Below are 14,771 nucleotides of genomic sequence, written 5' to 3'. Positions count from 1 at the left end.
CTGTCACATGGCTGTTTCGCGCGGGTTACCGGTCGGGACCGGTGACCCGCTTCGGCAGGTTCCGCACCTCACCCGCGCTTTCGGATCAGCCGCCCCCCGCCCATCGCCGCTCGTGGGAGTGACACACATACGATGAAAAGACCCACTCGACTCTTCGCCCTCGCCATAGCCGCCGCCTGTATGGTCGGCGGCCTCGCCGGCATACCGGCGGCGTCCGCCTCCTCCACCGACGCCGCTTTCAACTCGGCGACGGGCGGGCTCAACGTCGACTACGCGAAGTACCTGTCCAAGCACGACATCGTCTACAACCGGCCCAACACCGACCCCGACTACGGTCTGACGGTGGGTAACGGCAAGACCGGTGCGATGGCTTGGAACGACAACGGTCTGAAGATGCAGGTGTCCGGCGTCGACGCGTCGGAGCAGACGGCGTTCGGCGCGGGGCTCGTCAAGCTCAACACCACACCCGCGATGGACACCGGCTACAGCACGTTCCAGCAGCGTCTGTCGATGTACAACGGCACCCTCACCACCAAGTACGACAGCAACCGCACCGTCACGGTGATGGGGAAGCCGAACTCCGAGGTGATGGGTGTCCATGTCGACGACACCCGCGGCGGCGTCTCCAGCGTCTCGCTCGACCTGAGCCTGTGGGACCTGGGCCAGCTCGGCAACAGCGGTGACGTCCCCAACCTGGACACCTGGAAGAACGTGTCCACCTACGCCGACTCGACCGGCGCCGGAATCAGCAGGGGGCAGGCCGACCCGAACAACTTCGGCTACACGCTCGCCGCGACCGTCGAAGGCGCGCCGTTCACCACGAAGGTCGTCGACTCCAAGACCGTGCGGCTGACGATCACGCCGTCGAGCAGCTACACCATCTGGTTCACCACCAGCACCCGGCTGAACGCGTCGGACCACAACTCGGTCAACGCGGCCAAGAGCGCGCTGAGTTCGGTGAAGAGCACCGGATACGCCTCGACCCTGACGAGCTATCAGAACTGGTGGCACTCGTTCTGGCAGAAGTCGTTCGTGCAGTACTCCAACGCGACCGGCGACGCCGACTACATGGAGAACGCCTACTACCTCGGCACGTACATGATCGCCGCAGGCGGGTTCGCCAACTACCCGTTCCACTTCATCAACGGTGACTTCAGAGCCACCGGCGACAACACCAAGTGGAGCAACGCGTACTGGTACTGGAACCAACGGGACGTCTACAACTCGTTCCTCGCGTCCAACCACGCCGACGTGATGAACACCTTCAACAACCTGTACAGCCGGAACTTCAACACGCTCAAGGCGTACACCAAGACCCGGTACAACGTCGACGGCATCTGGGTCCCGGAGACCATGGGCTGGGACGGCAACGCGCGCGGCACCGTCGGCAGTGACTACACCAAGAACATCTGGTCGACCGGCTACGAGGCCGCGTTCAACATGTACCAGCAGTACAAGTACACCAACGACAGCAACTACCTGCGCAACACGGCCTATCCGTTCATGCGCGAGGTCGCGAAGTTCTACACGCAGATGCTGTCGGTCGACAGCTCGGGCAAGTACTACGTCGCGTCGTCCAACTCGCACGAGACGTACTGGAACGTGCCCAACGCGATCACCGACCTGGCCGCCGTGCGCAGCCTGTTCCCGATCGCCATCCAGACGGCGAAGGACCTCGGCCAGGACGCGTCGCTCGTCCCGCAGTGGCAGAAGGTCCTGGACAACCTGATCGCCTACCCCTCGGACGCGAACACCTATCTGCCGCACACCCCGCCGATCGCCCAGACGCGGAACAACGAGAACGTCGCGTCCGAGCTGATCTGGCCGTACAACATCACCGGGATCGGCTACCCGGACCAGCAGAAGGCCGTCAACACCTGGAACGCCCGGCCCTTCCCGTACGGCAACGTGTGGGCGAACGACGCGGTCCAGGCGGCCCGGCTGGGGCTCGGGAACCAGACGTTCGACGGCATGAAGACGATGCTGAAGAAGTACCAGACCTACCCCAACGGTCTGACCGACAACACCAACGGTGTGTTCGAGTACTTCGGTGTGCATCTGTCGGCGATGAACGAGTCGCTGCTCCAGTCGTACAACGGGAAGATCAGGGTCTTCCCCGCCGTGCCGTCCGATTCGAGCTTCGTCGGCAAGTTCACCCTCCAGGCGAGCGGCGGCTTCACCGTGTCGTCCGAGCGTGAGGCCGGCGAGGTCAAGTACGTCGGGCTCAAGAGCCAGTACGGCAACAGCACCACGATCGTGAACCCGTGGGGCAACCAGCAGGTCCGGGTCCGCAAGGCGTCGGACAACTCGACCGTACTGACCACGAGCGACCCCGAGTTCAAGCTCACCACGGCGGCGAACACCGTGTACGTCGTGGAGCGCACGGCCAAGCCGCTCAGCGGCTACTCGGCGACCACGCTGACCGGGACCGCCAACCAGGACGCCAAGACCCTGGCCGGCACCAACTCGACGCTGGGCATCGGCAAGACGGCCAACCCGATGGTCAACGACTCGGCGGTGACCTACGACAGCAACTGGTACAGCACCAGCGCCCGTGGCTACGGCGACTACAACGACGACACGCACCACAGCACGGTGGTGGGTGCGACGGCCCAGTACACCTTCACCGGCACGGGCATCCAGTACCTGTCCGAGCGCAACGGTGACATGGGCAAGGTCGACGTCTATCTCGACAACGCGCTGCAGGGCACGGTCGATCTGTACGTCTCAGGGGCGAGACAGGCGCAGCAGGTCGTCTGGCAGAAGTCCGGTCTGGCCGGCGGCTCGCACACGATCAAGGTGGTCAACAAGAGCACCTCGGTCGGCATGATCGACGCCTTCCGTATCACTCCCTGACCGTTCGGTCCCGCGGAGCGCGCCGGGCTCAGCCGCCCTGCGCCACGGTCCGGTCCCCGGTGTGTTCCGCCGGGGGCCGGACCTCCGCCTGCTGGGTGCGTTCGGCGTCGGCCAGCAGCGAGTGACCCGTCGCCAGCACACCGATCGCCACCAGCACGGCCCCTGAGCCCAGCCAGAACGGCACGTGCACGGTGTAGTGCTCGGCCAGCTTGCCCGCGGCGTACGGCGCGAGACCGCCGCCGATGAAGCGGACGAAGCCGTAGGCCGCCGAGGCGACGGGACGCTCCACCGGGGCGACCGTCATCACGGCCTGGGTGGTGATGGTGTTGTTGATGCCGATGAAGGCGCCGGAGACGATCACGGCGACGATCAGCGTGGTCCGCGAATCGGTGAAGGCGGCGATGACCGCGATGTCGACGGCGAACAGCGCGAGATTGAGGTAGAGCGCCCTGGCGATGCCCAGCCGCGCCTGGAGCCGGGGCGCGCCGAAGACCGCGAAGACCGCCACCAGCACGCCCCACCCGGTGAACACGTAACCCAGCTGATGGGTCCCGAGGTGCATGGGGAACGGCGCGTAGCCGAGCACGGTGAAGAAGCCCCAGTTGTACAGCAGCGCCGTCAGCCCCATGGTCAGCAGACCGCGGTGGCGCAGGGCCCGCAACGGGTCGAGCACCGACGTCCGGTGGGCGGGCGGCGGGGTCGGCTGTACGAGGGTGAGCGTCGCGACCAGGGCGAGCGCCATCAGCACGGCGACGCCGAAGAACGGGCCGCGCCAGCTGATGCCGCCGAGTTCACCGCCGAGCAGCGGACCGATGGCGATACCGATGCCGAGCGCCGTCTCGTACAGGATGATGGCGCCGGCGAAGCCGCCGCTCGCCGAGCCGACGATGACCGCGAGCGAGGTCGCGATGAACAGCGCGTTGCCCAGGCCCCAGCCCGCCCGGAAGCCGACGATGCCGGCGATGCTGCCGGACGCGCCGGCCAGTGCGCTGAAGGCGACGATCAGGATCAGCCCGGCGACCAGCGTGCGCTTGGCGCCGATCCGGCTGGAGACGAAGCCGGTGAACAGCATGGCGACGGCGGTGACCACCAGATAGCTGGTGAACAGCAGCGTCACCTGGCTGGGGCTGGCCCGCAGTCCGTCGGCGAGGGCGGGCAGGATCGGGTCGACGAGGCCGATCCCCATGAAGGAGATCACGCAGGCGAACGCCACCGCCCACACGGCCTTCGGCTGACGGAACGGGCTCACCGCGCCGGGAGCGCCGCCGTGCGCCGCCTCCTGGACGGTCGCTGACGTGTCTTCACTGTCGGTCACAAAATAAGGTGTACCACGCATCTATTTTGCTGACCAGACCTCGCGTCAGCCCATCGCGCGGTCGAGGTTGATCGCCGAACTGATCAGTGCCAGATGGGTGAACGCCTGCGGGAAATTGCCCAGATGCTCGCCCGTCATACCGATCTGCTCGGCGTAGAGTCCGACGTGGTTGGCGTAGGTGAACATCTTCTCCAGCGCCACCCGCGCCTCTTCCACGTCACCCGAGCGGGCCAGCGCCTCCACCCACCAGAACGAGCAGATGGAGAACGTGCCCTCGGTGCCGTCGAGACCGTCCGGCGCCTGTGCCGGGTCGTAGCGGAAGACCAGGCTGTCCGCCACGAGACTGTCCCGGATCGCGGCGACGGTCGAGTGGAACCGCTGGTCGGCGGGGGAGATGAACTTGACCATCGGCATGAGCAGGGCCGAGGCGTCCAGGATGGTCTCCACCTCCCCGTCGGGCTCGGCGCCCAGCCGCTGGACGAACGTGCGGGCCACCGGGTCCCAGCCGCGCGACATGACCGCGTGGTAGATCCGGTCGCGCACCTCTGTCCAGCGGCCGAGGTCCCCGGGGAGCCCGCGCTGCCGGGCCATCCTGATCATGCGCTCGACGGCCACCCAGCACATCAGCCGCGAGTAGGTGTGGTGCTGCCGGCCGGCCCTGGTCTCCCAGATGGACTCGTCTGCGGTGTCCCAGTTGTCCATCAGCCAGTCGAGGATCTCGCACAGATCCGTCCAGGCCTCGTGCGAGATTCCGCCGCCGTGCTTGTTGAACAGATAGATCGAGTCGATCAGTTCGCCGTAGATGTCCAGCTGGCGCTGGCCGCTCGCGTCGTTGCCGGTGCGGACCGGGTACGAGCCCCGGTACCCCTCCAGATGGCCGAGCACCTCCTCGGGGAGGTGCGCGTCGCCGTCGATGGAGTACATGACCCGCAACGGTCCGGCGCCTCGGTCGGTCGCCGTACGCAGCCGCTCGGTCAGCCATCCGATGAAGGCCTCGGCCTCGTCGGTGAAGCCCAACCGCAGCAGCGCGTAGAGGGAGAACGCCGCGTCCCTGATCCACACGTACCGGTAGTCCCAGTTGCGGCCCCCGCCGATCCGTTCGGGCAGACCGAGCGTCGGCGCGGCGATGACGGCGCCGGTCGGTTCGTGGGTGAGCAGTTTGAGGGTGAGCGCCGAGCGGTGCACCATCTCGCGCCAGCGGCCCGTGTAGCCGGACTGGGAGAGCCAGCGGCGCCAGAACGCCACCGTCGCGTCGAACAGCACCTCCGCGGCCTCGGGGCCCACGGCCTCCTCGGGGAAGTCCGCCCCGTCGGCCGCCGCCTCCAGCACGAACAGCGCCGTCTCGCGCTCGGACAGCTCGAACTCGCCGTACGCGTCGTCCCCTTCGACGTCCAGACGCACCGTCGAGCGGACCGACAGGGACAGTGTCTCTCCGCTGAACACCACACCGTCCGGCACCCGGGTCAGGGTGTGCCGGTCGCGGCCGTAGTTCATGCGCGGCGCGACGCGCACCGACATCCGCATCCGGCCCCGTACGTTGACCACCCGCCGCACCAGCCGCTGGCGGTGCTCGCTGTCGTGGGCCCGCAGGACCGGCATGAAGTCCTGGATCTCGACGATGCCGTCCTCGGTGAGCATCCGGGTCACCAGGATGTTGGTGTCCGGGAAGTAGAACTGGTGCCGTTTGGCGATCTGGCAGGACGGGGCGATCTCCCAGTAGCCGCCCTTGCCGGCGTCCAGCAGCGAGGCGAAGACGCTGGGGGAGTCGAACCGGGGGGCGCAGAACCAGTCCACCCGGCCGTCCGTCCCGACCAGCGCGGCGGTGCGCAGGTCACCGATCAGGCCGTGCTCGGCGATCGGCAGATAGTCCTCGGCCTCCATCCACCGAGTCTCACCCGCGGACCGCCGCCCCGCACATCGGTCGGGGACCGTCCGGCGGTCGCGTTCTCAGCCCTGGCGGGCCTTGAACCGGGGGTCCTTCTTGTTGATCACGAAGACGCGGCCCCGCCTGCGGACGACCTGCGCCCCCGGCTTGGACTTCAGGGACCGCAACGACTGGCGAACCTTCATGGCCTGCTCCCTTCCTTGGATGTCCATGACAACAGTGCGCCCGGCTGCGCCATTCCCCGGCCCCGCCCCGGCCGCACCCCGTTCCCGGCCCGTCCCGAGGCGTCCCGGCGTAGTCTGGGATGCCCGGGCGCATCGAGGAGACGACCAGTTCAGGGGTGGTGGCATGGTCAACCCGACGATCTTGACCGTCGACGACGATCCGGCGGTCTCCAGAGCCGTCGCACGCGACATCCGGCGGCGCTACGGCGAGCGCTACCGGGTCGTCCGCGCGGCCTCCGGTGAGGACGCGCTGGAGGCGCTGCGCGAGATCAAGCTGCGCGGGGACCAGCTGGCGATCATCCTCGCCGACTACCGGATGCCGAAGATGAACGGCATCGAGTTCCTGGAAGCGGCGATGGACCTGTTCCCGCTCGCCCGGCGGGTGCTGCTCACAGCGTACGCGGACACCGGCGCCGCCATCGACGCCATCAACGTGGTCGACCTCGACCACTACCTGCTCAAGCCGTGGAACCCGCCGGAGGAGAACCTCTACCCGGTGATCGACGGGCTGCTCGACCTCTGGCTCGCCACCCCCGACCCCTCGGCCACCGAGACCCGGGTGGTGGGACACCGCTGGTCGGCGCCCTCCTTCGCGGTACGCGACTTCCTCGCCCGCAACCTGGTCCCGTACCGCTGGCTCCAGGCGGACGAGCCCGAGGGCAGGCGGCTGCTCGACGCCGCGGGGGCCGCCGAGGGCGACGTACCGCTGGTGATCACGTCCGACGGCGCGTCCCTGATGGCGCCGAGCGACGCCCAGCTCGCCGCCCATGTCGGCCTCACCACCACACCCACCTCCGACTTCTACGACCTCGTCGTGGTCGGCGCGGGGCCCGCCGGACTCGGCGCCGCCGTCTACGGCGCGTCCGAGGGACTGCGTACGGTCCTGGTGGAGCGCCAGGCCACCGGCGGCCAGGCCGGCCAGAGCTCGCGCATCGAGAACTACCTCGGATTTCCGGACGGGGTCTCCGGTGCCCAGCTCACCGAGCGGGCCCGCAGGCAGGCGACGAAGTTCGGCGCCGAGATCCTCTCCACCCGCGAGGTCATCTCCATGGAGGCGCCCGGCTCGGGCCGGGTGCTGCGGTTCGGTGACGGCACCTCGATCACCGCCCACACCGTCGTGCTGTCCACCGGGGTCTCCTACCGCAGGCTGACGGCGCCGGGCCTTGAGGAGTTCACCGGCGCCGGGGTCTTCTACGGATCCACCGTCACCGAGGCGCACACCTGCTCCGGCGAGGACGTGTACATGGTGGGCGGCGCCAACTCGGCGGGACAGGCCGCCGTCTACTTCTCCCGCTACGCGCGCCGGGTGCATCTGCTCGTCCGCGGCGAGGATCTCGTACGGTCGATGTCCAGCTACCTCATCGACCAGCTCCGCGACATCGACAACGTCGTCGTGCACCCCTGGACCGAGGTGGTCGAGGGCAAGGGCGGCGACCACCTGCAGCAGCTCACGCTCAGGGACACCAGAACCGGCGACACGGAAACCGTCGAGACGTCCTGGCTGTTCGTCTTCATCGGCGCCGAACCCCGCACCGAATGGCTGGACGGCGTGGTCGAGCGCGACGACCGCGGCTTCGTCCTCACGGGACCCGACCTGGTCGCTGCGGGCAGGCGCCCCGCGTCCTGGCAACTGCCCCGCGACCCGTACCACTTGGAGTGCAGCGTGCCCGGTGTCTTCGCGGCGGGAGACGTCCGCGCCACCTCGCTCAAACGCGTCGCGTCCGCCGTGGGCGAAGGCGCGATGGCCATCTCGCTGGTCCACCGCTATCTGGAGGCACAGTGACCGACACCGTCCGGCTCAGTCCGGAAGAGCTGCGCACCCTGTTCCTGTTCGAGGCCCTCGACGAGGACCAACTGGTGTGGCTGTCCGAGCGGGGGAAGGTCGAGGAGCGGGCGGGCGGCAGCGTCGTCTACGCCGAGGGCGAGCCCGCGACCTGCTTCTTCGTCCTGCTGAGCGGCGCGGTCTCGCTCAACCGGCGGCTGCACGGCGACGACATCGAGGTCAGCAGGACCGACCAGCGCGGGGTCTACAGCGGCGCCATGCAGGCGTATCTCGGCGACCGCGTCGAGCAGTTGTACGCCAACACACTGCGGGCCGTCAGCGACGCGACGTTCTTCGTGCTGACCGCCGACGAGTTCGCCACGGCGATCCGCGAGTGGTTCCCGATGGCGCTGCATCTGCTGGAGGGGCTGTTCTTCGGCACCCGCGCCGCCAACACCATCGTCGGGGAGCGGGAGCGGCTGATCGCCCTCGGCTCACTGTCGGCCGGCCTCACCCACGAGCTGAACAACCCGGCGGCCTCCGCCGTCAGGGCCACGGCTGCGCTGCGCGACCGGGTGGCCGGCATGCGCCACAAGCTCGCCCTCATCGCCGACGGCCGGGTCGACGGCACCCGGCTGCACGGCCTGGTGGAACTTCAGGACGCGGCGGTGAAACAGGCGGCAGCCGCGCCGCCGCAGACCGCGCTCGGCGCGGCCGACGCCGAGGACGAACTGGCCGACTGGCTCGAAGAGCACGGCGTGGCGGGCGCCTGGGATCTCGCGCCCGCGATGGCGGCGGGCGGCATCAGCGTCCCCTGGCTGGCCACCGTCGAGGACACGGTCGGCGAGGCCTATCTGGACTCGGCCGTGCGCTGGATCGCGTACACCATCGACACCGAACTGCTGATGGGCGAGATCGACGACGCGGTGACCCGGATCTCCGGTCTGGTCGGGGCGGCCAAGCAGTACTCCCAGCTCGACCGCGCCGCACAACAGACCGTCGACGTGCACGCCCTGCTCAACGCCACGCTCACCATGCTCCAGGCGAAGATCCCCCAGGGCGTGAAGGTGGTCAAGGACTACGACCCCGACCTGCCGGGCATCCGGGCGTTCGGCGCCGAACTCAACCAGGTGTGGACCAACTTGATCCACAACGCCCTCGACGCGATGGATGGCACGGGCACGCTCACCCTGCGCACCAGGAAGGAGCCGGACCGGGTGCTCGTCGATGTGATCGACACGGGCTCCGGCATCCCGCCCGAGGTCAGGCCGCGGATCTTCGAGCCCTTCTTCACCACGAAAGCCGTCGGTGAGGGCACGGGCCTCGGCCTCGACATCTCGCACCGCATCGTCGTCAACAAGCACGGCGGCGACATCCGCGTCTACTCGGAGCCGGGCACCACCAGGTTCGAGGTGTGCCTGCCGATCACCCCGGAACCGCCGGAGGAGCCGTCGGTCGCCCCGGAGGGCCCCGGGGACTGACAGGGGACCGCCGCCCTTCCTGGGCCGGGCGCTACGCGGCCCGGCCCAGGAAGTCGCCGAGGCCGCTGATCAGCCGCTCGACGTCGTCGGCGTTCGTGTACGGGGCGAGCCCCACCCGCAGCGCGCCGGTGTCGCCGAGACCGAGCCTCCGGGACGCCTCCACCGCGTAGAACGAACCGGCGGGCGCGACGACCCCACGGTCGGCGAGAAAGCGGTACGCGTCCTGCGCTTCGCGGCCCTCGAAGCCGAGCAGCAGCGTCGGTGTGCGGCGCCGGGCCCGCGAGTACAGCGTGACGGACGGGAACGCGCCCAGCGCCTCCTCGATCCGGGATCGCAGGACATCCTCATGCGCCTCCAGCGCGGCGAACGAGCCGGCCAGCCGCGCGCGCCGCGACCCCTCCGCGGGTCCGGCGAGCGCGGCGAAGAAATCCACCGCGGCGCGCACGCCGGCGAGGAATTCGTAAGGCAGCGTGCCCAGTTCGAACCGCTCGGGCACGGTGTCGGCGGACGGCACCAGCTTGTCGGGCCGCAGCCCCTCCAGCAGTTCGGCCCGCCCGGCGAGCACCCCCAGATGCGGCCCGCAGAACTTGTAAGGGGAGCAGACCAGGAAGTCCGCGCCGAGCGCGTCCCTGTCCACATAGGTGTGTGCCGCCGCGTGCACGGCGTCGACATGGAGCAGCGCGCCCGCCTCATGCACGAGCCGGGCGATCTCCGGGACCGGCGGCCGGGTGCCGATGAGGTTCGATGCGGCCGTGACGGCGACCAGCCGGGTGCGCTCCGAGAGGACGGCGCGGACGTCGTCGGCGGTCAGCTCGCCCGACGCAGGGTCGAAGTCCGCCCACCGTACGGTCGCCCCGGCGGCCTGCGCCGCCTGGATCCACGGGCGCACATTGGCGTCATGGTCCAGCCGGGTCACGACCACCTCGTCACCCGGCGCCCAGGACGCGGCCAGCGTCCGGGACAGGTCGTACGTCAGCTGCGTCGCGCTGCGGCCGAAGACGATCTCCGACGGTTCGGTGCCGAGCAGATCGGCCATCGCCCGGCGCGCGGCCACGACAAGCTCGCCCGCGCTGCGCTCCCCGGCGGTCCTGCCGCCGCCGCCGTTCGACAGCGGTCCCGCGAGCGCCTCGCCGATCGCGTCGATGACGGGCCGAGGCGTCTGCGTACCGCCGGGCCCGTCGAAATGCGCGCCCCCGGCCCGCAGCGCCGGGAACTGCGCGCGGACCGCCTCGACGTCGTACGTCATGGAGAACTCCCTGTTCATGTCGGGGCTGGTGAGCCTAATCGAACAGGCATTGTGCAATCCCCGGGTACAGATCCACTGGATATGTGAAGCTTTGGCCATGAGCACTCCCCAAGACCCCCTCGCCCTCAGACTGAAGACGGACCGTCCGCACTCGGCGCGCGTATGGAACTACCTTCTGGGCGGCAAGGACCATTACCCCGTCGACGCCGAGACCGGCGACGTCATCCTCAAGACGTTCCCCGACATCGCCCGTATCGCCCGCGCGCAGCGGGCCTTCCTCGCCCGCTCGGTCCGCTTCCTGGCGGGCGAGGCGGGGATCCGGCAGTTCCTGGACATCGGCACGGGCCTGCCCACCGCCAACAACACCCACGAGGTGGCCCAGCGGCTGGCGCCCGAGTCCCGGATCGTCTACGTCGACAACGACCCGCTGGTCCTCACCCACGCGAGGGCGCTGCTCACCAGCACCCCCGACGGTGCCTGCGCGTACATCGACGCCGATGTGCTCGACGCCGGCAAGATCCTCGCGGAGGCGGCCAAGACGCTGGACTTCAGCCGTCCGGTGGGGCTGACGATGCTCGGCATGATGGGGCAGCTGTCCGACGCGGAGAAGCCGCAGGACGTGGTGGAGGAGATGCTCGCCGCCCTGCCGTCGGGCAGTTATCTGGCGCTCAGCGACGGCACCGACGGCAACGAGACGGCGAACCAGGCCATCGCGGTCTACAACGCCAACTCGGCCAGTTCGTACCACCTCAGGCCGCCGGCGCAGATCGGCGAGTTCTTCGCCGGACTCGAACTCGTCGAGCCCGGCATCGTCATGACGTCCGAGTGGCGGCCCGACCCGGACGACACCGGCGACTTCGGCCGGGTGGAGTCCGTCGCGGGTGTGGGACTCAAGCCCTGAGCCGAACGGAACCGTGACCTCCGCCCGGCCCGTGCGTTGTACGGATCATGAACATGCGTCGAATCCTCACTGCCGCGGCGGCAGGTTCCGCCTTCCTCGCCGCCCTTTCCCCCTCGGCCCAGGCCCTCGACTTCGGCGGCACCCTCAGCGGTGCGGCCCAGACGGCGGCGGCAGCCGGCGGAGAGGTCAAGCCCGTGGCCGACGGAGCCCTGGGGGAGAAGGCGGCCGCGGTGCAGGGCGTGGTCAAGGGCGGCACGCAGGTGGTGAAGTCCGGCAACGACCTGCTGCACTGACCACTCTCCTGAGCGACCCGGTGGCCGGGCACCCCTGGTGCCCGGCCACCCGTCCGTCCGCCGCTGTCCGAGCCTGTCCGCGCCTGTCCGAGCCGCCGAGATGCGCCGCCCGGCGGGCGGCGGAGAATGGAGGGGGCCAGGTCAGCCCCTGGGGCGAGAGCGTCCGGCTCGTCGGGACGACGGGAAGGGCCGCCATGCAGACCTCCATCACCCCGGCCGCAGGCGGGACCTATCTGACCCCGACCGAGCGCGCGGCGGCGGGCAAGGCCGCCCGCCGGATCCTGCCGAGATCGGCGCACGGCGAATTCACCGCCGCAGCCGGCCGCCCCGACCCGATCGACGTGATCGAGAGCCAGTCCGCCACGCGCGTACCGGATCTCGTCCCGATCCGCTACGGACGCATGGCTGAGTCGCCGTTCCGCTTCTACCGGGGCGCCGCTGCCATCATGGCCGCCGACCTGGGCGCGGCGCCGCGCACCGGTCTCACCGCCCAGCTCTGCGGTGACGCGCATCTGATGAACTTCCGGCTGCTCGCCTCGCCCGAGCGGCGTCTGATGTTCGACATCAACGACTTCGACGAGACCCTGCCAGGACCCTGGGAGTGGGACGTCAAACGGCTGGCCGCCAGCCTGGTGATCGCGGGCCGCGAGAACGGCTACTCGGCCAAGGAGCGCGCCGCGATCGTCCGGGCCGCCGTGGGCTCGTACCGCGAGCGCATGCGGTACTTCGCCGGGCTGGGCAACCTGGCCGTCTGGTACGAGCGCGCCGACGTCGAGGAACTGCGCGCCACGGCCGGTAAGCGGCTCGACAAGCGGGGCCGCGGGCGCGTCACCAAGGCGGTGGGGAAGGCCAGGACCAGGGACAATCTGCGGGCGTTCGAAAAGCTCACCCACCTGCTGCACGGCGAGCGCCGCTTCGTGGCCGACCCGCCGCTGATCGTGCCGCTGGACGACATGCTGCCCGGCGCCGAGCGTGACCGGCTGGAGGCGGGCCTGCGCGAACTCGTCGACCGGTACGCGGGCAGCCTGTCCATGGACCGCAGGCATCTGCTCCAGCAGTACCGGGTGGTCGACATCGCCCGCAAGGTGGTCGGCGTGGGCAGTGTCGGCACCCGCTGCTGGATCGTGCTGCTCCTCGGCAAGGACGATCAGGACCCGCTTATCCTCCAGGCCAAGGAGGCCGACACCTCGGTGCTCGCCGAGCATGTCGGCGGAAGTGTCTACGACAACCAGGGCTGCCGGGTCGTCGCCGGCCAGCGGCTCATGCAGTCCGTCGGTGACATCTTCCTCGGCTGGGACCGGGTCCAGGGCCTCGACGACAGGCAACGGGACTTCTACATCCGGCAGTTCAACGACTGGAAGGGCGTCGCCGTACCCCAGATCATGGTGCCGCGCGGGATGCGGGTCTTCGGCGAACTCTGCGGCGCCACCCTGGCCCGCGCGCACGCCAGGTCGGGGGACCGGATCGCCGTCGCCGCCTATCTGGGCGCCGGGGACGTCTTCGACCGGGCGCTGGTGGGGTTCGCCGAGAGCTACGCCGACCAGAACGAACGCGACCACCGCGCGCTGACCGAGGCGATCGGCACGGGGCGCGTGATTGCGGTCACGACCTGACCAGCTTTGGCCGTTGTTTTACACCATTCGTGTAACCATGGGCACGGAAATCCGTATCTCCAGGGATATCGGACCTCTGAAGAAGTGGCGAGTGGAATATGCGCGTGCGCATGGGCCGAAGCAGGAGCAGCATAGGGATCGCACTGGCGACGGGCGCGGTGATCGCGGGCGCCAGTGCCTGCGGCGGCAGTGTCTCGGCCGCCGCCGACGCGAAGCCACCGGTCTCACCGACCGTGAGTGCGCACCAGCAGCCCGTGGCATCGACCTCCGCCTCGGCCTCGCCCTCCCCTTCAGCCTCTCTCTCCGCCTCCGCGCTCGCCTCGTCGTCGACGCCCGCGCCACCGAAGCCCGACCCCAAGCCGAAGCCCCCGCAGCCGATGCTGCTGAACACGATCACCCCGCAGACCGACGCCACGGTCGGCGTGGCCATGCCGATCTCGGTGGTCTTCAGCAACCCGGTCGCGGCCTCGGCCCGCGCGGACGTCGAGCAGCACCTCAAGGTCTCCGCGTCGGAGCCCACCACCGGCGCCTGGCACTGGTTCAGCGGCACCCGCGTGGACTGGCGCCCCCAGAGCTACTGGAAGTCCGGTACGCAGGTCAGGGTCGACGCCGAGCTGACCGGGGTGAGCAACGGGAACGGCCGCCTCGGGACCCACGACTACGAGCACTCGTTCACCATCGGTGACGACGTCGAGGCCGCCGTCTCCGTACCCGGCCACACCCTGAAGATCACGAAGAACGGCGCCCCCGTCCGTACGCTCCCGATCGACGCGGGCAGCAAGGACTGGCCGTCCTGGAACGGCACCATGGCGGTGATCGACAAGGAGCGCACCGTCCATATGACCTCGTGCAGCGTCGGGATCAGCTGCGACAAGAAGGACAAGGACTTCTACGACCTGAAGCTGCCGTGGGACGTCCACCTCACCACCTCGGGCACCTACATCCACTACTCCACCGGTGACCCGTACCCGGGACACAGCGTGGGCTCGCACGGCTGCGTCCACCTGTCGATGGCCGACGCGAAGTGGTTCTACAACTACGTGAAGCAGGGTGACCCGGTCACCATCACCGGCTCACCGCGCGGCAAGGCCGCCGCCGACAACGGGTACGCGGCCTTCAACCTGTCGTGGTCGAAGTGGCTGGCCGGGAGTGCCGGCGGGGCGCAGACGGCCGCCACGATCTTCTGACCTAGGGC

General features: G+C 69.4%; 11 protein-coding genes. 7 read left to right on the top strand and 4 right to left on the bottom strand.

The features are described from left to right. The first annotated feature begins 132 nt into the window (after positions 1-132). The gene (locus OHS57_RS03775) at positions 133-2,856 is read left to right on the top strand and encodes a glycosyl hydrolase family 95 catalytic domain-containing protein (RefSeq protein ID WP_328581012.1); all 2,724 of its coding nucleotides are present in this window, start codon (positions 133-135) and stop codon (positions 2,854-2,856) included. A gap of 28 nt (positions 2,857-2,884) precedes the next feature. Here the strand turns inward: OHS57_RS03775 and OHS57_RS03770 are convergent, their stop codons facing one another. The 3 genes from OHS57_RS03770 to ykgO form a co-directional block, all read right to left on the bottom strand. After that, positions 2,885-4,171 (bottom strand): MFS transporter, encoded by a 1,287-nt coding sequence (locus OHS57_RS03770; protein ID WP_443042836.1) that lies wholly within the window; start codon positions 4,169-4,171, stop codon positions 2,885-2,887. A 45-nt stretch (positions 4,172-4,216) separates the two neighbouring features. Continuing rightward, positions 4,217-6,052 carry a glycoside hydrolase family 15 protein gene (locus tag OHS57_RS03765; RefSeq protein ID WP_328581011.1) on the bottom strand — a complete coding sequence of 612 codons (1,836 nt, stop codon included), beginning with the start codon at positions 6,050-6,052 and terminating at the stop codon, positions 4,217-4,219. 66 nt (positions 6,053-6,118) lie between these two features. Then, on the bottom strand, positions 6,119-6,241 hold the full coding sequence (gene ykgO / locus OHS57_RS03760) for a type B 50S ribosomal protein L36 (protein ID WP_042000492.1): 123 nt from the start codon (positions 6,239-6,241) through the stop codon (positions 6,119-6,121). 163 nt (positions 6,242-6,404) lie between these two features. On the opposite strand from ykgO, the gene OHS57_RS03755 reads away from it, so the two are divergent. Both OHS57_RS03755 and OHS57_RS03750 read left to right on the top strand, forming a co-directional pair. After that, positions 6,405-8,063 carry an FAD-dependent oxidoreductase gene (locus OHS57_RS03755; protein ID WP_041998584.1) on the top strand — a complete coding sequence of 553 codons (1,659 nt, stop codon included), beginning with the start codon at positions 6,405-6,407 and terminating at the stop codon, positions 8,061-8,063. Next, positions 8,060-9,523 carry an ATP-binding protein gene (locus tag OHS57_RS03750; protein WP_328581010.1) on the top strand — a complete coding sequence of 488 codons (1,464 nt, stop codon included), beginning with the start codon at positions 8,060-8,062 and terminating at the stop codon, positions 9,521-9,523. Before OHS57_RS03755 ends, OHS57_RS03750 begins: the two co-directional genes overlap by 4 nt. Before the next feature lie 31 nt (positions 9,524-9,554). On the opposite strand, the gene OHS57_RS03745 is transcribed toward OHS57_RS03750, so the two are convergent. After that, positions 9,555-10,769: a cysteine desulfurase-like protein gene (locus tag OHS57_RS03745; protein WP_328581009.1), complete on the bottom strand. Its 1,215-nt coding sequence runs from the start codon at positions 10,767-10,769 to the stop codon at positions 9,555-9,557. A gap of 97 nt (positions 10,770-10,866) precedes the next feature. On the opposite strand from OHS57_RS03745, the gene OHS57_RS03740 reads away from it, so the two are divergent. The 4 genes from OHS57_RS03740 (at position 10,867) to OHS57_RS03725 (ending at position 14,763) form a co-directional block, all read left to right on the top strand. Beyond that, positions 10,867-11,670 (top strand): SAM-dependent methyltransferase, encoded by an 804-nt coding sequence (locus tag OHS57_RS03740; protein ID WP_328581008.1) that lies wholly within the window; start codon positions 10,867-10,869, stop codon positions 11,668-11,670. 53 nt (positions 11,671-11,723) lie between these two features. Then, the gene (locus tag OHS57_RS03735; RefSeq protein ID WP_157874476.1) at positions 11,724-11,963 is read left to right on the top strand and encodes a hypothetical protein; all 240 of its coding nucleotides are present in this window, start codon (positions 11,724-11,726) and stop codon (positions 11,961-11,963) included. Between the two features lie 194 nt (positions 11,964-12,157). Then, positions 12,158-13,576 carry a DUF2252 domain-containing protein gene (locus tag OHS57_RS03730; RefSeq protein WP_328581007.1) on the top strand — a complete coding sequence of 473 codons (1,419 nt, stop codon included), beginning with the start codon at positions 12,158-12,160 and terminating at the stop codon, positions 13,574-13,576. Between the two features lie 110 nt (positions 13,577-13,686). Then, entirely contained in the window at positions 13,687-14,763 is a 1,077-nt protein-coding gene (locus tag OHS57_RS03725) for a L,D-transpeptidase (RefSeq protein WP_328581006.1), read from the top strand. Positions 14,764-14,771 lie beyond the last annotated feature (8 nt).

It is taken from the genome of Streptomyces sp. NBC_00370, assembly GCF_036084755.1.
GTDB lineage: Bacteria > Actinomycetota > Actinomycetes > Streptomycetales > Streptomycetaceae > Streptomyces.
This window is presented reverse-complemented; position numbering and strand designations above follow the sequence as displayed.

Excerpts from the sequence above, each read along its gene's own strand:
- OHS57_RS03775 (WP_328581012.1), top strand. The coding sequence starts at position 133 with ATGAAAAGACCCACTCGACTCTTCGCCCTCGCCATAGCCGCCGCCTGT.
- OHS57_RS03765 (WP_328581011.1), bottom strand. The coding sequence starts at position 6,052 with ATGGAGGCCGAGGACTATCTGCCGATCGCCGAGCACGGCCTGATCGGT.
- ykgO (WP_042000492.1), bottom strand. The coding sequence starts at position 6,241 with ATGAAGGTTCGCCAGTCGTTGCGGTCCCTGAAGTCCAAGCCGGGGGCG.
- OHS57_RS03755 (WP_041998584.1), top strand. The coding sequence starts at position 6,405 with ATGGTCAACCCGACGATCTTGACCGTCGACGACGATCCGGCGGTCTCC.
- OHS57_RS03745 (WP_328581009.1), bottom strand. The coding sequence starts at position 10,769 with ATGACGTACGACGTCGAGGCGGTCCGCGCGCAGTTCCCGGCGCTGCGG.
- OHS57_RS03740 (WP_328581008.1), top strand. The coding sequence starts at position 10,867 with ATGAGCACTCCCCAAGACCCCCTCGCCCTCAGACTGAAGACGGACCGT.
- OHS57_RS03735 (WP_157874476.1), top strand. The coding sequence starts at position 11,724 with ATGCGTCGAATCCTCACTGCCGCGGCGGCAGGTTCCGCCTTCCTCGCC.
- OHS57_RS03730 (WP_328581007.1), top strand. The coding sequence starts at position 12,158 with ATGCAGACCTCCATCACCCCGGCCGCAGGCGGGACCTATCTGACCCCG.
- OHS57_RS03725 (WP_328581006.1), top strand. The coding sequence starts at position 13,687 with ATGGGCCGAAGCAGGAGCAGCATAGGGATCGCACTGGCGACGGGCGCG.